Source organism: Methylobacterium sp. Gmos1 (genome assembly GCF_053764715.1).
Genome location: NZ_JBSNCC010000021.1, coordinates 60,259 through 77,469, shown reverse-complemented (window position 1 = coordinate 77,469; position 17,211 = coordinate 60,259). Strand labels below are relative to the sequence as shown.

19 protein-coding genes are annotated in these 17,211 nt (G+C 70.5%); 15 read left to right on the top strand and 4 right to left on the bottom strand.

Annotated features, from left to right (window positions below):
• From pcaG to ACS5PV_RS27630, 6 genes are all read left to right on the top strand, one after another.
• Entirely contained in the window at window positions 1–636 is a 636-nt protein-coding gene (gene pcaG / locus ACS5PV_RS27655) for a protocatechuate 3,4-dioxygenase subunit alpha (RefSeq protein ID WP_455398543.1), read from the top strand.
• Between the two features lie 277 nt (window positions 637–913).
• Window positions 914–1,747 (top strand): 3-keto-5-aminohexanoate cleavage protein, encoded by an 834-nt coding sequence (locus tag ACS5PV_RS27650; RefSeq protein WP_455398542.1) that lies wholly within the window; start codon window positions 914–916, stop codon window positions 1,745–1,747.
• A gap of 5 nt (window positions 1,748–1,752) precedes the next feature.
• Complete coding sequence (locus ACS5PV_RS27645; protein WP_455398541.1) at window positions 1,753–3,111, top strand: class-II fumarase/aspartase family protein; 1,359 nt, start codon at window positions 1,753–1,755, stop codon at window positions 3,109–3,111.
• A gap of 11 nt (window positions 3,112–3,122) precedes the next feature.
• The gene (pcaDC, locus tag ACS5PV_RS27640; RefSeq protein WP_455398540.1) at window positions 3,123–4,304 is read left to right on the top strand and encodes a bifunctional 3-oxoadipate enol-lactonase/4-carboxymuconolactone decarboxylase PcaDC; all 1,182 of its coding nucleotides are present in this window, start codon (window positions 3,123–3,125) and stop codon (window positions 4,302–4,304) included.
• 67 nt (window positions 4,305–4,371) lie between these two features.
• Window positions 4,372–5,016 (top strand): TetR/AcrR family transcriptional regulator, encoded by a 645-nt coding sequence (locus ACS5PV_RS27635; RefSeq protein ID WP_455398539.1) that lies wholly within the window; start codon window positions 4,372–4,374, stop codon window positions 5,014–5,016.
• Between the two features lie 75 nt (window positions 5,017–5,091).
• Window positions 5,092–5,334 carry a hypothetical protein gene (locus ACS5PV_RS27630; protein WP_455398538.1) on the top strand — a complete coding sequence of 81 codons (243 nt, stop codon included), beginning with the start codon at window positions 5,092–5,094 and terminating at the stop codon, window positions 5,332–5,334.
• Window positions 5,335–5,601: 267 nt separating this feature from the next.
• Here ACS5PV_RS27630 and ACS5PV_RS27625 read toward each other — a convergent pair whose 3' ends face one another.
• The 3 genes from ACS5PV_RS27625 to ACS5PV_RS27615 all read right to left on the bottom strand — a co-directional run bounded on the left by ACS5PV_RS27625 (window position 5,602) and on the right by ACS5PV_RS27615 (window position 9,186).
• Window positions 5,602–7,752: a TonB-dependent receptor gene (locus tag ACS5PV_RS27625; protein ID WP_455398537.1), complete on the bottom strand. Its 2,151-nt coding sequence runs from the start codon at window positions 7,750–7,752 to the stop codon at window positions 5,602–5,604.
• A 148-nt stretch (window positions 7,753–7,900) separates the two neighbouring features.
• Window positions 7,901–8,686 (bottom strand): SDR family NAD(P)-dependent oxidoreductase, encoded by a 786-nt coding sequence (locus ACS5PV_RS27620; protein ID WP_455398536.1) that lies wholly within the window; start codon window positions 8,684–8,686, stop codon window positions 7,901–7,903.
• 53 nt (window positions 8,687–8,739) lie between these two features.
• A complete protein-coding gene (locus tag ACS5PV_RS27615; protein WP_455398535.1) occupies window positions 8,740–9,186 on the bottom strand; it encodes a cupin domain-containing protein in 447 nt (148 codons plus the stop codon).
• A gap of 256 nt (window positions 9,187–9,442) precedes the next feature.
• Between ACS5PV_RS27615 and ACS5PV_RS27610 the strand changes: the two genes are divergently transcribed.
• From ACS5PV_RS27610 to ACS5PV_RS27590, 5 genes are all read left to right on the top strand, one after another.
• Window positions 9,443–9,892, top strand: coding sequence for a copper chaperone PCu(A)C (locus ACS5PV_RS27610; protein WP_455398534.1), 450 nt, complete (start codon window positions 9,443–9,445; stop codon window positions 9,890–9,892).
• 100 nt (window positions 9,893–9,992) lie between these two features.
• On the top strand, window positions 9,993–11,762 hold the full coding sequence (locus ACS5PV_RS27605) for a PQQ-dependent dehydrogenase, methanol/ethanol family (protein WP_455398533.1): 1,770 nt from the start codon (window positions 9,993–9,995) through the stop codon (window positions 11,760–11,762).
• A gap of 67 nt (window positions 11,763–11,829) precedes the next feature.
• Window positions 11,830–12,339 carry a c-type cytochrome gene (locus ACS5PV_RS27600; RefSeq protein ID WP_455398532.1) on the top strand — a complete coding sequence of 170 codons (510 nt, stop codon included), beginning with the start codon at window positions 11,830–11,832 and terminating at the stop codon, window positions 12,337–12,339.
• Between the two features lie 7 nt (window positions 12,340–12,346).
• Window positions 12,347–12,943 carry a hypothetical protein gene (locus ACS5PV_RS27595; RefSeq protein WP_455398531.1) on the top strand — a complete coding sequence of 199 codons (597 nt, stop codon included), beginning with the start codon at window positions 12,347–12,349 and terminating at the stop codon, window positions 12,941–12,943.
• A gap of 127 nt (window positions 12,944–13,070) precedes the next feature.
• Window positions 13,071–13,403, top strand: a complete 333-nt coding sequence (locus ACS5PV_RS27590) for a hypothetical protein (RefSeq protein ID WP_455398530.1) — start codon at window positions 13,071–13,073, stop codon at window positions 13,401–13,403.
• 4 nt (window positions 13,404–13,407) lie between these two features.
• Here the strand turns inward: ACS5PV_RS27590 and sfsA are convergent, their stop codons facing one another.
• Window positions 13,408–14,115 carry a DNA/RNA nuclease SfsA gene (gene sfsA / locus ACS5PV_RS27585; protein WP_455398529.1) on the bottom strand — a complete coding sequence of 236 codons (708 nt, stop codon included), beginning with the start codon at window positions 14,113–14,115 and terminating at the stop codon, window positions 13,408–13,410.
• 141 nt (window positions 14,116–14,256) lie between these two features.
• On the opposite strand from sfsA, the gene ACS5PV_RS27580 reads away from it, so the two are divergent.
• The 4 genes from ACS5PV_RS27580 (at window position 14,257) to ACS5PV_RS27565 (ending at window position 17,188) form a co-directional block, all read left to right on the top strand.
• The gene (locus ACS5PV_RS27580; protein ID WP_455398528.1) at window positions 14,257–15,009 is read left to right on the top strand and encodes a competence/damage-inducible protein A; all 753 of its coding nucleotides are present in this window, start codon (window positions 14,257–14,259) and stop codon (window positions 15,007–15,009) included.
• Window positions 15,010–15,015: 6 nt separating this feature from the next.
• Window positions 15,016–15,522 (top strand): xanthine phosphoribosyltransferase, encoded by a 507-nt coding sequence (gene gpt, locus ACS5PV_RS27575; RefSeq protein WP_455398527.1) that lies wholly within the window; start codon window positions 15,016–15,018, stop codon window positions 15,520–15,522.
• 176 nt (window positions 15,523–15,698) lie between these two features.
• Window positions 15,699–16,349 (top strand): transglutaminase-like cysteine peptidase, encoded by a 651-nt coding sequence (locus ACS5PV_RS27570; protein WP_455398526.1) that lies wholly within the window; start codon window positions 15,699–15,701, stop codon window positions 16,347–16,349.
• 146 nt (window positions 16,350–16,495) lie between these two features.
• A complete protein-coding gene (locus ACS5PV_RS27565) occupies window positions 16,496–17,188 on the top strand; it encodes a transglutaminase-like cysteine peptidase (RefSeq protein WP_455398525.1) in 693 nt (230 codons plus the stop codon).
• The last annotated feature ends 23 nt before the right edge of the window (window positions 17,189–17,211 follow it).

Genomic DNA, 17,211 nt, shown 5'->3' with positions numbered 1-17,211 from the left:
ATGGTCCAGCCGCTTCCCGTCCGTCTCCAGGAGACGCCGTCCCAGACCGCGGGCCCCTACGTCCATATCGGGCTGATCCCGCACCAGGCCGGCTTCGACATCTTCGAGACCAACTTCTCCAACGTGCTCGCCGGCCCGGACACCAAGGGCGAGCGTATCCGGATCGAGGGCCGCGTCCTCGACGGCGCCGGCTCGCTCGTGCGCGACGCCTTCATCGAGATCTGGCAGGCCAATTCTGCAGGCCGCTACAACCACCCGGCCGACCGCCAGGAGGGCAAGCCTCTCGACGAGACGTTCCGGGGGTGGGGCCGCACCGGTTCCGACTTCGACACCGGATTGTGGTTCTTCGAGACGGTGAAGCCCGGCCCGGTCGACGGCCGAAAAGGCCACCGCCCGATGGCGCCGCACATCAACGTCTGGATCGCCGCCCGCGGCATCAATGTCGGCCTCCAGACCCGGCTCTACTTCGCGGACGAGACCGAGGCGAACGCCGCCGACCCGGTGCTGAACCTCGTCGAGCGCGGTCCCCTGCGCGACGGCCTCCTGGCGAAACGCGAGGAGCGGGACGGGAAGACGGTCTACGTGTTCGACATCTACCTGCAAGGGCCGAACGAGACCGTCTTCTTCGACGTGTAAATTTTTTCTACCCGATTGCCACTCGACTCATCCGAATAAAGGTGAGGCGCGTCTCCCCTCTCCCGTGTGGGAGAGGGGCCGGGGGTGAGGGTGACACGGTGCAGTGTGAAGCGCTGAGCGTGGTGCTGGTTGCGTAACGGTCGGAGATCGATCCGGAACCGTGTCACCCTCACCCCTACCCCTTTCCCACACGGGAGAGGGGATCCCGCGCTTTCCTCGGCATCAGCATCGATCAAATCGACATTCCCTCACGACAGCAACAACTAAGGAGAACGCCATGAACCCCGTCGTCATCGCCGTCGCGATCACCGGCTCGGTCCCACGCAAGAAGGACAACCCGGCGGTGCCCACCACCGTCGCCGAGCAGATCGAGTCGACGCACCAGGCTTTCGAGGCCGGCGCCACCCTCGTCCACATCCACGTCCGCAACGACGACGAATCCCCCTCCTCCGACCCCGACAAGTTCGCGGCCGTGCAGGAAGGCGTGCGCAAGCACTGCCCCGGGATGATCGTGCAGTTCTCGACCGGCGGCCGCGGCCGCGATCCGAGCGCGCGCGGCCTCTCGCTGGTCCACCGGCCCGACATGGCCTCGCTCTCGACCGGCTCGGTCAACTTCCCGAGCATCGTCTACGAGAACCACGCCACCCTGGTGAACGACCTCGCCGGCTCGATGCATAAGCACGGCATCCGGCCCGAGATCGAGATCTTCGACCTCTCCCACATCCACGGCGCCAAGCGGCTGATCGAGGAGGGGCTGATGGACGCCCACCCGCACGTGCAGTTCGTGATGGGGGTGAAGAACGCGATGCCGGCCGACGAGCACCTGCTCGACATCCTGCTCGCCGAGACCCGCCGGGTGATCCCGGGCGCGACCTGGACCGCGGCCGGCATCGGCCGCGAGCAGGCCCGGGTGATGGGCTGGGCCCTCGCCCGCGGGGCGGACGCGGTGCGGACCGGGCTGGAAGACAACATCCGGGTCACCAAGGATCGGCTGGCGGCAAGCAACGCCGAGCTCGTCTCGCTCGCCGCCGAGATGGTGACGCGGAACAACCGCAAGGTCGCGACGCCGGCGGAGGCCCGCGCCCTTCTCCACCTCGCGCCCGCGGCCTGAACCCGATGACGCTCTCGGCCCTCGACTCCGCCCTGCTCGGGCCCCTCTTTGCCACGGACGCGATGCGCGCCGTCTTCGCCGACGAGGCCCGGGTGGCGGCGATGCTGCGGGCCGAGGCGGCCCTCGCCCGGGCGCAAGCCGAGGCCGGCCTGGTGCCGGCCGCGCTGAGCCCCGCCATCGAGGCGGTCAGTTCGACCGCGCTCGATCCCGCCGCGCTTGGCCGGCGCACCGCCGTGTCGGGCGTGCCGGTGATCCCGTTCGTCAAGGCGGTGCAGGGGGCCCTGCCGCCCGAGCTGGAGCCCGCCTTCCACAAGGCGACCACCACCCAGGACATCGCCGACACCGCCCTGGTGCTCCAGGTCCGCGACGCCCTCGACCTCGTCGCGGCCGACCTGAAGGCGATCCTCGACGGGCTCTCGACGCTCGCCCGCCAGCACCGCGAGACCCCGTGCGTCGGGCGCACCTACGGCCAGCACGCCGCACCCGTCACCTTCGGCTTCAAGGCGGCGATCTGGGCGCTCGGCATCGCCGAGGTGGCTGCCCTCCTGCCGGCCTTGCGCGAGCGGGTGCTCACCGCCTCCCTCGGCGGTCCCGTCGGCACGCTGGCGGGCCTCGGCGAGAAGGCCGAGGCCGTCGGCGACGGATTCGCCGCCGCGCTCGGCCTGCACCCGGACCTCGCGCCCTGGCACACGCGGCGCGCCCGCATCGCCGAGACCGGTGCCTGGCTCGCCCTCATGATGGGCGCGCTCGCGAAGTTCGCCACCGACGTGGCGCATCTCGCCACCACCGAGGTCGGGGAAGTGGCCGAGCCCTACGTACCGGGCCGCGGCGGCTCCTCGGCGATGCCGCACAAGCGCAACCCCGTCTCCTCGACGGTGATCCTCTCCGCCTTCGGCGCCGCCAAGGGCGTGAGCCTCACGCTCCTCGACGGGATGGCGGCGGCGCACGAGCGCCCGGCCGGCGCCTGGCACGCCGAATGGCACGCCCTGCCGACCCTGTTCGGCCTCGCTTCCGGCGCGCTTCGCGAGGCGCGGGGCCTCGCGCAGGGGCTGGTGCCCGATCCCGACCGGATGCAGCGCAACCTCGACCTGACGCAAGGCCTGCTCTTCGCCGATGCCGCCGCGAGCCGGCTCGGCCCGGTCATCGGCGCCAAGGCGGCCTACGCCCTGGTCGAGGAGGCTGCCGGCGCGGTGCGCGACGGCAAGGGCTCGCTCCACGAGGTTCTGGGCGCCCGGCCCGAGGCGGCCGGCGCCGATCTCGATGCCGCCTTCGACTTGGGGCCCGCGATCCGCGCCGGGGCCCGCACCGCCGACCGGGCACTCGCCGAGGTCTCGCGCCTCGCCACCTTCCTGCATTCCGCGTAATCGAGGTTCCCATGCCCCAGATCGAGGCCAACGGCACCCTGCTGAACTACGAGCTCTCCGGCCCGAGCGGCGCGCCGGTGGTGGTCTTCTCGAACTCGCTCGGCACCTCGCTGGCGATGTGGGACCCGCTGGTGCCGCACTTGCGCGGCCGCTACCGGGTGCTGCGCTACGACACCCGCGGACACGGCGCCTCGCAGGTGCGCGACGCGCAGATCGAGGTCGCGGACCTGGCCGAGGACCTGATCGGCCTCCTCGACGCACTCGCCCTCCCCCGCGCCCACGTGGTCGGGCTGTCGCTCGGCGGCATGACCGGCCAGGCGGCGGCGAGCCGCCATCCCGACCGGGTCATCAGCCTGACCCTGATGGCGACCGCCGCCGTCATGCCGAGCGAGGCGTCGTGGAACGAGCGCGCCGAGTTGGTGCGGGCGAAGGGCACGGCGGCGATCGTCGAGGCGACGATGACCCGCTGGTTCACGCCCGACTTTCCCGCCGCCTCCCCCGACGCGGTGGCGCCGGTGCGCGCGCAGTTCACCGGCACCGATGCGGCCGGCTACGCGGTCTGCTGCAACGCCATCGGCCGCATGGACCTGCGCCCAGTGCTCGGCCGCATTACCTCGCCGACCCTGGTGATTGCCGGGCGCGACGATCCGGCGACGCCGCCCGCCATGGCGCAGGAGATCTGCGACGGCATCCGCCACGCCGAGCTGGTGGTGCTGCCGAACGCCGCCCACCTCCTCTCGGTCGAGCAGCCGGCCGCCACCGCTGCCCATCTCCTCGGCTTCCTCGACCGGCACCGCGAGGCGCCCGACACGGCGACCGGCGCGGTGGCGTTCGAGTCCGGGCTCAGCAACCGCAAGAGCGTGCTCGGCGACGCCCATGTCGAGCGCTCGCTCGCCGCGGCGGGCGGCTTCGCCGGGCCGTGGCAGGACTTCATCACCCGCACCGCCTGGGGCGAGGTCTGGGGCGATCCGCGCATCCCGTGGAAGACCCGCTCCTTCGTGACGCTGGCCATGATGGTGGCGCTCGGCCGCGAGGAGGAGTTCAAGCTCCATGTCCGCCCGGCCCTGCGCAACGGCGTCACGATCCCGGAGTTGCAGGCGCTGCTGATCCAGACCGCGATCTATGCCGGCGTGCCGGCGGCGAACGGCGCCTTCCGCTGGGCCCGCGAGGTGCTGGGCGACGAGCTCGCCTGAACCGGTGCGCCGGGGCGGCCGGGATGGTAGAGCCGAGCGCCATCCCGCCGCCCATCACTGTTGGATCATGGACGCCGCCACGCCCCGCCCCTCCCGCACCAAGGATCCCGAGCGGACCAAGGCCGACATCCTGGCGGTCGCGACCGAGGAATTCGCCGCCTTCGGGCTCAGCGGCGCGCGGGTCGATGCCATCGCGGAGCGCACCCGCACCTCGAAGCGGATGATCTACTACTATTTCGGCGGCAAGGAGGGCCTGTACCTCGCGGTGCTGGAGAAGGCCTACGCCGACATCCGCCAGGTCGAGGCCGACCTCGACCTCGGCAACCTCGGCCCCGTCGAGGCGATCCGCCGGCTCGTCGAGTTCACCTTCGAGTACGACGAGGCCCATCCGGACTTCATCCGCCTCGTGACGATCGAGAACATCCACCGGGCCGAGCACCTGTCGGGCTCGGAGACGATCCGCGGGCTCAATCTCGGGGTGATCCAGACCATCACCGACATCATCGCCCGCGGGCAGCGCGAGGGCCTGTTTCGCGCCGACGTCGATCCCCTCGACGTGCACCTGATGATCAGCGCCTTGTGCTTCTTCCGGGTCTCGAACCGCCATACCTTCGGGGCGATCTTTTCCCTCGACCTCGACGCGCCGGCTCTGCGCGCCCGCCACAAGCGGATGGCCGGGGACGCGGTAATCGGGATGCTGGCCTTGCGCTGATCCGGCCGGGAACCGGATTCGGCGCGCGGCGATTATTCTTCCAAGATCGCACGACATCTTCCGGAGGAGAGCCCGATGACCAGGGGCACCAGCCGCCTCATCCTGCTCGCCGTCCTGGCCGCCTCGCCGGTCGTGGCCCAGGTCACGGACACGCCGCAGCGCAGCCGCGAGCAGACCCCCAACATGCCGCCGCCCCGCGAGACCCTGCCCGAGCGCGTCCGCCCTGGCGACGCGGACTCGACAGGGACGGTGAGGCCGACGACGCCCGCGCCGGACCCGAAGACCACCGATGGCGTTTTGCGGCCGCAGAAGGGGTGACGCTCAATGCTGCAAAAGCATCATGCTGAACTATTAGGGCGCGGGATCCCCTCTCCCTTGTGGGAGAGGGGCCGGGGGTGAGGGTGCTACGGTCCTGAGCAAAGCTCAGTCCGTTGTGCTGCCAGCTCGACGCTCAGTGCTTTACACTGCAGCGTGTCACCCTCACCCCTCTCCCACACCTTGCAGCGATACCGGGCAAGCCCGGCATCGCCTGGAGATGGGGACGCACTTTGCCTCAAAACCTTGGTTCCAATATCTTTTTGCCTTTTAGAACCGCGCCGTCAGGAAAACCCGTACGTTCCGCCCCGGCAGCACGATCTCGTCCTTCTTGAACGAGGCCGAGTTGCGGATGACGTCGTTGAGCAGGTTCGTGCCCTGCACGCCCAGCGTCACCTCGCTCCAGCCGGTCACCGCCGGATCGAAGGCCTTGGTGTAGCTGACCTCCGCCCGCAGGTTGTCGTAGCCGGGCGTGCGCGTCTCGTAGGGCGCGGTCTCGGTATGGGCGAAGGCGTGGAGCAGGTTGACCCGCGCGTACCAGCCCTCCGCCCGCAGGAATACGCCGCCGCCGACCCGGTGCGGGGGGATGCGCGGCACATAGGTGCCGTCGTCGAAGGTCGCGCGCACGAAGTCGTACTGCGCCTCGATGCCGGCGAATCCGTTGCCGACGGGCAGAAGGTCGAGCTGCGAGCCGATCTCGGCTCCGGCGAAGGTGGCGTTCTGCTGCGAGTAGACGACCTGGGCCAGCTCGTCGTCGCTGCCGCAACTCGAAAAATCGTCGCCGCAGCGAAGGCCGGTCAGGCGCTTGTAGATGAAGCCGGTGTAGCGCGTGTAGTAGCCGGTGGCGTCGAGGCGGAACGGGCCGACGGCGCGGCGGATGCTCGCCTCGATGGTGCGGGCGCGCTCCTTCTTCAGGTTCGGGTCGCCGATCTCGAAGGTCTCTGTCGCGTCGTGCGGCCCGCGGGAATAGAGCTCGAAGGCCGACGGCGCGCGCTCGACGTACTGGCCGGTCAGGCTCGCGACGAAGCCGTCGGGCAGGTCCTGGAGCACGCCGAAGCTCGCGCTCTTCGGGGCGAAGCGGCGGCGGCGGCCATACGAGAGCGGGTCCTCGCCGTCGATGGGCACGTAGTCGCCCGGAAACAGCGTCGCGGTGCCGGTGGAGCGCGCACCCTCGATCCGGCCCGCCGCCTGGAGACGCAGGCCGCGCTCCAGCGCCAGTTCCTCGAACAGGTAGACGGCGTTGCTGCGCGAATCGGTCGGCGCCAGCAGGCTGCCGGCCTCGCCCGAGGTGCCGATCAGCCGCCGGTCCGCCTGGAGACCCAGCGCCCCGGTGAGCGTGCCGAGGCTCGTCGTCACTGGCACGTGCTGGATCTCAAGCCGCCCTTCCGCCTCGCGGCTCTTGAAGGTCGCCTGGATGCCGTCGATCCCGTCGCCGCCGATGCCGATCTCGTTGTGCCTGTAGGTCGAGCCGCCGAGCCAGAACCGGATCGCCTCGACCGGCCCGTCGAGGGGGCGGTACTCGCCCTTGGCCTGGAGCTTGTCCTGGGTCGGGTCGAGGCGGGTGCGGCTCTGCGCGGCCTCGCCGCCCGGGATCTGGTAGAGCGCGTCGTAGTGGCTGAACGACAGGCCGACGAAGCCGCGGTCGAACAGGTACGACATCCCGACCGCGCCACCCTGCGATTCGTTGGCCGAGTTGCGCTGGATCCCGAGCGGCGTCGCGTAGCTGTCGGCGGCGGTCTTGAACGCGTCGGCGTGGAAGGCGACCGACTGGCCGGCGGCATCCACCGTCGCGGCGGCGTTGCGGCCGTTATCGACCGAGGAATAGCCCGTGGTCACCTGCCCGGCGATGCCGTTCGGCGGCACGAGGGTCGGGATGCGGTTGTTCTCCGCCGAGACCACGCCGCCGATCGCCTGGCTGCCGTAGCGCAGGGAGGCCGGGCCGCGGATCACCTCGATGCGGTTGGCGACGAGCGGGTTGATCGGCACGGCGTGGTCCTCGCCGAGATCCGAGACGTCGTGGACGCCGATGCCGTTCTCCTGGATCCGCACCCGGCTGGTATCGAGGCCGCGGATGATCGGCCGGCTCGCCGCCCCCGGCGCGTAGGTGGTGGCCGACAGGCCGGGCCGGTCGAACAGGGCGTCGCCCAGCGTCCGCGGCTGCTGGCGCACGATGTCCTCGCGGGTCACCACCGTGACCGGCGAGAAGGTGGTGGTGACGACCGGCAGCACCCCGACCGGAAAGGTGCCGGGAATCCCCGCTCCTGCCCCCGCTCCGCCGCCGGACGGCACCGCCGCGATCGGGCTCGGCGAGGCGACGTCGATCGTGTCGAGGGCGATCTCCTCGGCGCGGGCCGGTCCCGCGAGCGTCGCGACCGCGGCCAGCAGCACCGGACCCGCCCCGAACGACCTCACCTTGCCCATGCCCGCCCCCATGAATGGTATAACATTGCATTCACGCGAGCGCTGGCGGGCTGGCAAGAGGAAACTCGGCGCGCCTGACACGAGGCACGCCGAGCGTAACGTTATTACAACACGAGAAAGTCCCGGCAGGTGGCAGGCTCCCGCCGCATCAGCGGGCGACGAGGTCGCGCCGAAGCGTCGGCAGCCCGATCCCGGCGGCGTCGAAGCCGCCATCGACCGCGAGCGTCTGGCCGGTGACGTAGCTCGCCCGCGGCCCGCACAGGTAGACGATGGCGTCGGCGATCTCGCGCTCCAGGCCGTAACGGTTGAGCGGCACGGCGTCGTGGTAATCGGCGCGGATCGCCGGGCTGTGGACCGCCTTGGCCATGGCGGTGTCGACCGGGCCCGGCGCCACGGCGTTGACCCGGATGTTCAGGTGGGCGAGCTCGACCGCCTGCTGCTTCGTCAGATGCTTGAGCGCGGCCTTGCTGGTGCCGTAGGCGACCCGCAGGGTCGAGGCGCGCTGGCCGGAGATCGACGTGATGTTGACGATCGCGCCCCCGCCGCCCCGCGCCATCACGGGGGCCGCCGCCTGCACGCATAGGAACGGCCCGGTGAGGTTGACGGCGAGCACCCGCGACCATTCGGCGTGGCTGGTGTCGAGGAGCGGCTTGAACACCGCGGTGCCGGCATTGTTGACCAGCGCGTCGAGCCGGCCGAACCGGGCCTCGACGGCCGCGACCGCCTGAGCCACGGCGTCCGGGTCAGCGACGTCGGCAGCGAGCGCCAGGGTGTAGTCGGGCCGGTCGAGCGCCGCCACGGCCTGTCCTTGCGCCGTGCCGTCGATGTCGAGGAGCGCGACGCGCCAGCCCTCGTCCAGGAACAGCCGCGCCGTCGCGAGACCGATGCCCCGCGCCGCGCCGGTGACCAGCGCGACCTTGCTCTCGCCCGCCATGCTTCATCCCTCCCGTTGTTAGGCCCCGTGCATCGCGGCCTGGGACGGGCCGGTCAAGCCGGATTGGCCCTCGTCGCGTTGCGGGCCATGAAGCTCTGCGCCGTCCCGGTGGCGGGATCGATGAAGATCACGTCGGTCGGCGCGCGCCGCGGCGTGTCGACCGAGAGGAACACAACGGGTTCCTCGATGAGCCGCGGCAGCGCGTGGACCACGCCGCGCTCGAAGAACAGCAGCTGGCCCGGGCCGAATTCCGCCTCGTCGGAGTCATCGCCGATCCAGAACGTGCCGCGGCCGGAGAGCACGTAGAGGTATTCATCGCAGCCCTCGTGGTAATGCGCCGGGGTCGGCCGGTAGACGCGAAACACCCGGGCGCTCGCCGCCGGCCGATCGGTCAGGTAGGTGTCGACCAGCATCGTGGTGGCACTGTCGGGCAGCGCGGCAGCGATCGCCGCGATGTCGAAGCGGCCCCGCTCCGGCGCCGGATTCTCTGTGTCGGCCATCGTCCACTCTCCCGATTCGCCCTTGCAAACCTTTCAAGCTAGCGCAGTCCGACCTCCGGCGGGAGGGGGTTTGGCGCTAGGTGCGTGTGCATCGGTCGCGGACGATTTTCCTCCGCACGCTAATCCCGGATCTTGACGGAGTGCCGGCGCCGGCTACCCTCATGCGTAATTCGCCACGAAAAGGCGAAGCTGATCACCGTGGAGGAGAATGGATGCCAGCATCCATGCCGCGCCTTGACGCCGAGGCGGCAGTGCCATGCCGCTGAAGACGCGCGCCTTTTACTGGATGAACAGCGCGGCCTTTGCCTTGTGTCTAGGCTGTGTCCCGGCCACGGCCGGTGACATCGACGTCCTGCATGCTTCCGTCGCCCCCACCGAGAAGGTCGGGTCGGACGTCCCCCTCCACCTCACGGTGATGAACCGCGCAGGCGAAGCCGACTCGCTCGTGCGCTTCCGCTGCCCGTTCGCGAACTTCAGCGAGCGGGTCACGGTCGACAAGGGCGGCGAAGGTCCGCCTTCGAAGCGCCCGGTCCAGACCATCGCCGTCAAGGCGTCGGGCGAGACCGCGCTCACCCCGGAGGGCATGCACGTGATGCTGCTTCAGATCCGCCAGCCGCTCGCCGCGGGCGAGCGCTTCACCTGCTCGGCGAGCTTCCGCAAGGCCGGATCCGTCGAGGTGCCGGTGGAGGTCCGCGCCGGTCCGTGAGGCCGGCGCCGTTCCGATCACGTCAGTTCCACGCCCGACCGCGAGACGGCCCGCGCCGCGGCGACGACAGACCAAAAAAGGCCGCCCGGAGGAGACCACCATGACGACGTCCCGTACGGCGCGGCGCATCCTCGCCGCGACCTCGCTTGCCGCGCTCGGTGCCGGCGCCTCGTTCAGCCTCCCGGCGCTCGCCGCCGAGGGCGGCGTCACGCAGGAGCGCCTGCTGAACGCCGACAAGGAGGAGGGCAACTGGATCCAGCACCACAAGAACTTCGCCGGCCACCGCTACTCGACGCTGACCCAGATCAACAAGGACAACGTCAAGAACCTGAAGGTCGCCTGGACGATGGCGCTCGGCGGCATCGAATCCGGCGGCATCTGGAGCCACGGCGGGCTCGAGGGGACGCCGATCGTCGAGAACGGCATGATGTACGTCACCGACGGGTGGGGCTCGGTCTACAAGATCGACACCCGCGGCGGCGAGGGCAAGCTCGTCTGGAAGATGGACCCGAAGACCGACCGCGAATGGGCCGGCGCGGTCGCCTGCTGCGGCGTCAACAACCGCGGCGTCGCGCTCTGGGGCGACATGGTGGTCAGCCACACCCTCGACGGGCGCCTGATCGCCACCAACAAGGAGACCGGCCAGGTCGCCTGGCAGCGCCAGGTCGCCGATCCCGACAAGGGCGAGACGATCACCGGCGCGCCGCTCATCGTGAAGGGCATGGCGATCTCGGGCGTCGGCGGCGCCGAGTACGGCATCCGCGGCTGGATCGCCGCCACCGACCTGAAGACCGAGAAGGAGGTCTGGCGGACCCACACCATCCCGGGACCCGGCGAGCCGGGCTACGAGACCTGGAAGGGCCCGAACAACGCCGCGGTCAGCGGCGGCGGCTCAACCTGGGTCACCGGCACCTACGACCCGGAGACCGACACCATCGTGTGGGGCACCGGCAATCCGGGACCGGACTGGGACAACGCCTACCGTCCGGGCGACAACCTCTACACCGACTCGACGCTCGCCCTCGACGCGACGACCGGCAAGATCAAGTGGCACTTCCAGCACACGCCGAACGACCCCTACGACTACGACAGCGTGTCGGAGAACCTCTTGGTCGACGCCGGCGGCCGCAAGCTCGCCATCGAAGCCGACCGCAACGGCCACGCCTACGCCGTCGACCGCACCAACGGCCAGTTCGTCTGGGCGACGCCGTTCGTCAAGAAGGTGACCTGGACCAAGGGCATCAACCCCGACACCGGCAAGCCTTTCGAGTACGACCCGAACAAGGACGTGCAGCGCTACAACCCGGCGGCGACGCCCTCGGCCGAGAACAAGAACGCCGATTTCTGCCCGGGCAACATGGGCGGCAAGAACTGGCCGCCGACCGCCTACAACCCGAACCTGCAATACTGGTACATCCCGGTCATCGAGAGCTGCAACCGCGTCAGCCACGAGGCGATGACGCAAGCCAACCTCAAGCCGCGGGAGTTCTTCACCGGCGGCGGGCCGAGCCAGCCGTTCCGGATCACCGGCAGCGTGACGGCGATCGACGTCAAGACCGGCAAGGTCGCCGGCAAGCACGAGACTCAGTTCCCGCTGCTCGGCGGCATGCTGGCGACGCCCGACCTCGTCTTCACCGGCGAGCCCGGCGGCGGGGTGATGGCGCTGGACGCCAAGACCCTCGAGAAGAAGTGGGAGTTCCGCACCGGCAGCGGCGTCAACGCACCCCCGATGACCTTCACGGTCGACGGCAAACAGTATCTGGCGATCCTGGTCGGCCTCGGCGGCGCCTGGGACAAGTGGTTCATCGACTCGACCCCGGAGCTGAAGAACATCCAGACCGGCTCGATGCTCTACGTCTTCGCGCTCTGACCAGGCGTCCTTTCGGGCGGGGCGCGAGAGTGCCCCGCCGCTCACGGGGTTCATGCGGATGCGGAAAATGGTGTTGCCGGCGCTGGTCGCCGGCCTCGCGCTCGCCTCGGGCGGGGCGTTTGCCCAATCGGCCCGGACCGGCGGGAGCGAGGGCGATCTCGCGGTGTTCAAGAAGGCCTGCTCGGGCTGCCACAAGTGGCACGGCGGCGGCGGCGGCGGCTATGGCGGCGACGCCCTGTCGCTGCGCAAGACGCAGCTCGACAAGGATCAGGTCGCCGAGGTGGTGCGCTGCGGCCGGCCCGGCACCGGCATGCCCTACCACCTGCGCGGCGCCTACGAGACGGTGAAGTGCTACGATTCGCTGAAAGCCGACATGGGCACGAGCATGCCGCCGGAGACCGCGGTCTTCCTGCGCCCGGCGGAGATCGACGCGGTCGCCACCTACGTCACCACCCAGCTCAAGGGCAAGGGCGACCCGACGATCGAGGAATGCACCGCGTTCTTCGGCACGACGTCCCGCGCCTGCGACATCTACCGCAAGAAGGAGGGCGCCGATGCCCCGGCCGTCTCGCACTGAACTTGCCATGCTCGCCGCCCTCCTCTGCGCCGGGCCGGCGCTCGCCGCCGGTCCCGACGCCGCGGACCTGCGCGATTTGCGGGTCGGGATGCCGGTCGCGGAGATCGCGCCCCACGCCTACGGCGACCTCGCCTGCCGCGAGGGCCCGCCCCGCACGCTGGCGGCCTGGGGCGACTGGCGCGCCTGCCCGGCGGACGCGGCGGGCCGCCACGCCATCGGCTTTTCCTACGCCGACGGCACCACCCGCAACGGCACCCGGGTCGGCGGGCATCCGGCCCGGCTGACGCTGCTCGTCGGCGGCGACGCCCGGGTCGCCGGGCTGGTGATCGAGACCGACGACGCGGTGCCGCTCTACCTGCGCAAGAAGGGCCATCTCCTCGGGCTCCAGGCCCGCGGCCACTGGGGCGAGGACGGCTGGGCCTGCACCGAGGGCAAGCCCGCCGGCGACGAGACCCCGCTCGGCGAGACCTTCGTCAAGGAGGAGTGCCGCAAGAGCCTGGGCGCGAAGAGCGTGACGGTGACCCGCGACCTCTACGGCCACCAGGGCGCCGACCCGCGCGCCTTCATCAGCCGCTCGAAGGTCGTGGTGGCGGAAACGAAGTAGGGGCGCCGCCCGCGAAGCTGACGGTTCGACAACGCCGGCTTCAGCGGCGGTTCAACGGCCGGGCACGACAGTGGTGGCAGACCGGCGGTCGAGACCGCCGGGATTCGCCAACCACAAGGTCGCCCCCATGACCGCGCGTTCCCTGATCCTCGGCACCCTCGCGCTCCTCGCCCTCGCGGGCCCGGTCGCCGCCGCCGACCTCGACGAGTATCCCCCGCCCCGCTTCGAGGGCCGTAGCGATTGGCGCGCCCCGCCCCCTCCCCCGCCGCGCTTCGTGCAGGCGCCGGAGGCCTGCCGGGTCTTCGTCAAGCGCCGCATCGATCCTTACGGCGACGAGGTGGTGCGCCGGGTGCGGGTCTGCGACGAGGGCCCGGGCTACCGCGGCGGCGACCGTGACGGTCCGCCGCCCTGGCACCGCCACCGGCACTGGGACGACGAGGCGGGGCCGGGACGCTGGTAGCGCCTCAGGCGACGATCGGAATCTCCTCTCCGATCGTCACCTCGCTGCGATCGACCCGGCAGGTGAAGGCGTGCGCCGCCACGCCCGCAGCCCGCGCGCGCCGGAACGCGGCGTGAAAGCCCGGGTCGAGATCGCCGGCGACCGAGAAGCGCTCGGCCCGCATCTGCACCACCCAGATCACCATCGCGCGGCCGCCCTGGCGCACCACCTCGGCGAGTTCGTCCATGTGGCGGGCGCTGCGCGCAGCGACGCAATCGGGGAACTCGGCAAGTCCCGGCTCGCGCATCAGGTGGCAGTTCTTGACCTCGACGTGGATCGGCCCGGCGGCGTCGCCGGCGAGGAAATCGACCCGGCTCGCTTTTCCATACGCCACCTCGGCCCGCCAGGACGTGGCGCCGGAAAGCGGCGGCAGGCGCCGCTTGTGAAAGGCCTCGGCCACCAGGGCGTTCGGCCGGGCGGTGTTGATGCCGACCCATTGCGGCCCGCCGGGCAGGTCCGCCTCGACCAGCTCCCACGACCAGGCGAGCTTGCGGGCCGGGTTTGTCGAGGGCGAGAGCAGCACCGGCCGGCCCGGCGCGACAAGACCCAGCATCGCCCCCGGATTGGCGCAATGCGCGGTGACGAAGCTGCCATCGACCAGCTCGACATCGGCGAGGAAGCGCTTGTAGCGGCGCAGCAACCGCCCCTCGGTCAGCGGGCCGGGGAAGCGCATGAGAGGACCGAATCGATGGGCATTCCCGGCGCTTAACCGGCGCAGGGCCTGGTGTCACGCTTGAGCCGCGGGAGGCGCCGCGATAAGGCGGGCGTAACCCTAACCGCCGCCGCCCGGCGGGCAGCCGAGAGAGCGCCCAAGATGCCAGACGCCAGCCCCGCCCCGGTCACGGCCGCCATCCTGGTCATCGGCGACGAGATCCTGTCCGGACGCACCAAGGACAAGAACATCGGCTACATCGCCGAGTACCTGACGAATTCGGGCATTGACCTGCGCGAGGTGCGGGTGGTGCCGGACGTGGCCGAGGAGATCGTGGCGGCGGTGAACGCCTTGCGCGCCCGCTACACCTACCTGTTCACCACCGGCGGCATCGGCCCGACGCACGACGACATCACGGCCGATTGCGTGGCTGAGGCCGTCGGCGTCGGCATCGACGTCGATCCGCGGGCGAAGGCGATGCTGCTGGAGCGTATCAAGCCGGAGGACCTCAACGAGGCCCGCCTGCGCATGGCCCGGATCCCGTTCGGGGCCGAGCTGGTCGAGAACCCGATCTCGAAGGCGCCGGGCTTCATGATCGAGAACGTGATCGTGATGGCGGGCGTGCCCTCGATCATGCAGGCGATGCTCGATTCGGTCGCCCCGCGGCTGAAGACCGGCGCGCGGGTGATGGCCGAGACGATCGAGGCCGGCAACCTGCCCGAGGGCGGCTACGCCGAAGGCCTCTCGGCCATCGCCAAGGCGCATCCGGGCGTCTCGATCGGCTCCTACCCGTCGATGACGCCGGCGGGATTCCGCAATCAGATCGTGGTGCGCGGGCGCGAGCCGGAAGCGCTCGCTGCCGCACGCACCGACATCGAGGCGCTGCTCGCGCGCCTGCAAGCCGAACGGACCTGAACGACCATGGCTTCCCCGAGCGACAAGGCTTTCCCGGTTTCCTGGGACCAGTTCCACCGCGACGCCCGAGCTCTGGCCTGGCGGCTCGCCGGCGCCGGCCCGTTCGAGGCCATCGTGTGCATCACCCGCGGCGGGCTGGTGCCGGCCGCGATCGTGGCGCGCGAGCTCGGCATCCGCCTGATCGAGACCGTGTGCGTGGCGAGCTACCACGACTATCAGGAGCAGGGCGCTCTCAAGGTGCTCAAGGACGTGGCGCCGAACATCCGGGCGATCGGCGACGGCACGGGCCGCGGCGTGCTCGTCCTCGACGACCTCACCGATACCGGCAAGACCGCCCAGGTGGTGCGCGCCATGCTGCCGGCGGCGCACTTCGCCACGGTCTACGCCAAGCCCGCCGGCCGGCCCCTCATCGACACCTTCGTCACCGAGGTGAGCCAGGACACCTGGATCTACTTCCCGTGGGACATGGGCCTGTCCTACCAGGCGCCGATCCAGCCCGGAACGTCCGGTTAAGGTATTCCACCTCCTAACGCGGTCCGGCGAATGCGCCGGACCAGTTGAGCGAGGTCTTGGTGCTGTCCGCGGGACCGGTCCGCGGCGGGCCAGATCGATAAAATTGCGCGGATCCATTTCAGCGCCGCCGAGCAGGTCGGGGGCCATTCTCCTTCGTAACGAAGGGGATGGCACAGATGACCACGGGTTTCGGGCGGCAGGTGAAGCGGGTTCTGGTCGGCGCCGGCATGCTCGCGGCGACCCTGGTGGCGACCCACGGCAACGAGGCGGCGGCCCAGACCCTCGCCGCCCTGCCGATGCCGAGCGCCGGCGCCCCGGATCTCGGCCACGCCCGGCCGATCGTCGGCTGGGTCGAGTTCTGCGCCCGCTACGCCTCGGAATGCGCGGTGGACACGAGCGAGCCGGCCCAGGTCACCCTGACCCCGCGGCTGTGGCAGACGGTCACCGGCATCAACCGCCAGGTCAACACCTCGCTGCGCGCCGTCACCGACCAGGAGCACTGGGGCGTGCCGGACCGCTGGGACCTCGCCGAGGACGGCTCGGGCGATTGCGAGGATTTCCAGCTCCTCAAGCGCAAGCTGCTCGCCCAGGCCGGGCTGCCGCGGCGCGCGATGCGGATGACGGTGGTGATCGACGAGAAGGGCGAGGGCCACGCGGTGCTGATGCTACGCACCGACCGCGGCGATCTGGTCCTCGACAACAAGACCAGCGCCGTGCTGCCCTGGCACAGGACTGGCTACACCTTCATCAAGCGCGAATCGCAGGACGCGACCGCCTGGGTGTCGCTGGGTGGCGCCACCGCCCCGACCGTCACCGCCAATCGGTGACGGGACGAATCAGCCGAAAAATCTCAGTACCGAATTGGAACCAAAGTGCGGCAGGGGCGTTTACCAGGGTTTAAATTTTTCGGTTGAGTGCCGTCCGCCCCCGTGGCAGCTTGGATGCAAGAACCAAGCGACGAGTCGATGGGGCAATGCGGGCAGTGATGGACGGCCTCGGCCGGGCGAGCCATATCGATCGCCAGGGCCTCCTGAAGCGCGGCGCCCGGGCGGCGCAGGTGGGACTTCTCGGCACGCTGCTGCTGATCGGCGGCGCGACCGCCCAGGGGCAGACCCAGACCCTCGCGGCCCTGCCCGATGCCAGCGCGGCGATCGAGCGCGGCGGAGCAGCCAAGCCCGTGAGCGCCTGGAACGACTTCTGTGCCCGCTACCCGGCGGAATGCGCCGTCGACACACGGGAGCCGACGACCCTGGCGATGACGCCGTCCCTGTGGCGCACGCTGACGGCGGTGAACCGGCGCGTCAACGGCCGCATCCGCCCGGTGATCGACCAGGACCATTGGGGCGTCGTCGACCGCTGGGACTTCCCCGATGACGGCATGGGCGATTGCGAGGATTACCAGCTCCTCAAGCGCCGGATGCTGGTGGAGCGCGGCCTCGCCCGCCGCGCCCTGCGGATGACCGTGGTGATCGACGAGATCGGCGAGGGCCACGCGGTCCTGATGGTCCGCACCGACCGCGGCGACTACATCCTCGACAACAAGACCAACGCGATCCTGCCCTGGCAGCGCACCGGCTACACCTACGTGAAGCGCGAGGGCCAGGACGGCCTCGCCTGGGTGGCGCTCAACGGCGTCGCCTCGCCGGTCACCACGGCGAATCGCTGATCCTCGCCGGGCCGTCCGTGCCT

Bases quoted from the DNA above. Each gene is read 5' to 3' on its own strand.
- pcaG (WP_455398543.1), top strand. From the start codon at position 1: ATGGTCCAGCCGCTTCCCGTCCGTCTCCAGGAGACGCCGTCCCAGACC.
- ACS5PV_RS27650 (WP_455398542.1), top strand. From the start codon at position 914: ATGAACCCCGTCGTCATCGCCGTCGCGATCACCGGCTCGGTCCCACGC.
- ACS5PV_RS27645 (WP_455398541.1), top strand. From the start codon at position 1,753: ATGACGCTCTCGGCCCTCGACTCCGCCCTGCTCGGGCCCCTCTTTGCC.
- pcaDC (WP_455398540.1), top strand. From the start codon at position 3,123: ATGCCCCAGATCGAGGCCAACGGCACCCTGCTGAACTACGAGCTCTCC.
- ACS5PV_RS27635 (WP_455398539.1), top strand. From the start codon at position 4,372: ATGGACGCCGCCACGCCCCGCCCCTCCCGCACCAAGGATCCCGAGCGG.
- ACS5PV_RS27630 (WP_455398538.1), top strand. From the start codon at position 5,092: ATGACCAGGGGCACCAGCCGCCTCATCCTGCTCGCCGTCCTGGCCGCC.
- ACS5PV_RS27625 (WP_455398537.1), bottom strand. From the start codon at position 7,752: ATGGGCAAGGTGAGGTCGTTCGGGGCGGGTCCGGTGCTGCTGGCCGCG.
- ACS5PV_RS27620 (WP_455398536.1), bottom strand. From the start codon at position 8,686: ATGGCGGGCGAGAGCAAGGTCGCGCTGGTCACCGGCGCGGCGCGGGGC.
- ACS5PV_RS27615 (WP_455398535.1), bottom strand. From the start codon at position 9,186: ATGGCCGACACAGAGAATCCGGCGCCGGAGCGGGGCCGCTTCGACATC.
- ACS5PV_RS27610 (WP_455398534.1), top strand. From the start codon at position 9,443: ATGCCGCTGAAGACGCGCGCCTTTTACTGGATGAACAGCGCGGCCTTT.
- ACS5PV_RS27605 (WP_455398533.1), top strand. From the start codon at position 9,993: ATGACGACGTCCCGTACGGCGCGGCGCATCCTCGCCGCGACCTCGCTT.
- ACS5PV_RS27600 (WP_455398532.1), top strand. From the start codon at position 11,830: ATGGTGTTGCCGGCGCTGGTCGCCGGCCTCGCGCTCGCCTCGGGCGGG.
- ACS5PV_RS27595 (WP_455398531.1), top strand. From the start codon at position 12,347: ATGCTCGCCGCCCTCCTCTGCGCCGGGCCGGCGCTCGCCGCCGGTCCC.
- ACS5PV_RS27590 (WP_455398530.1), top strand. From the start codon at position 13,071: ATGACCGCGCGTTCCCTGATCCTCGGCACCCTCGCGCTCCTCGCCCTC.
- sfsA (WP_455398529.1), bottom strand. From the start codon at position 14,115: ATGCGCTTCCCCGGCCCGCTGACCGAGGGGCGGTTGCTGCGCCGCTAC.
- ACS5PV_RS27580 (WP_455398528.1), top strand. From the start codon at position 14,257: ATGCCAGACGCCAGCCCCGCCCCGGTCACGGCCGCCATCCTGGTCATC.
- gpt (WP_455398527.1), top strand. From the start codon at position 15,016: ATGGCTTCCCCGAGCGACAAGGCTTTCCCGGTTTCCTGGGACCAGTTC.
- ACS5PV_RS27570 (WP_455398526.1), top strand. From the start codon at position 15,699: ATGACCACGGGTTTCGGGCGGCAGGTGAAGCGGGTTCTGGTCGGCGCC.
- ACS5PV_RS27565 (WP_455398525.1), top strand. From the start codon at position 16,496: ATGCGGGCAGTGATGGACGGCCTCGGCCGGGCGAGCCATATCGATCGC.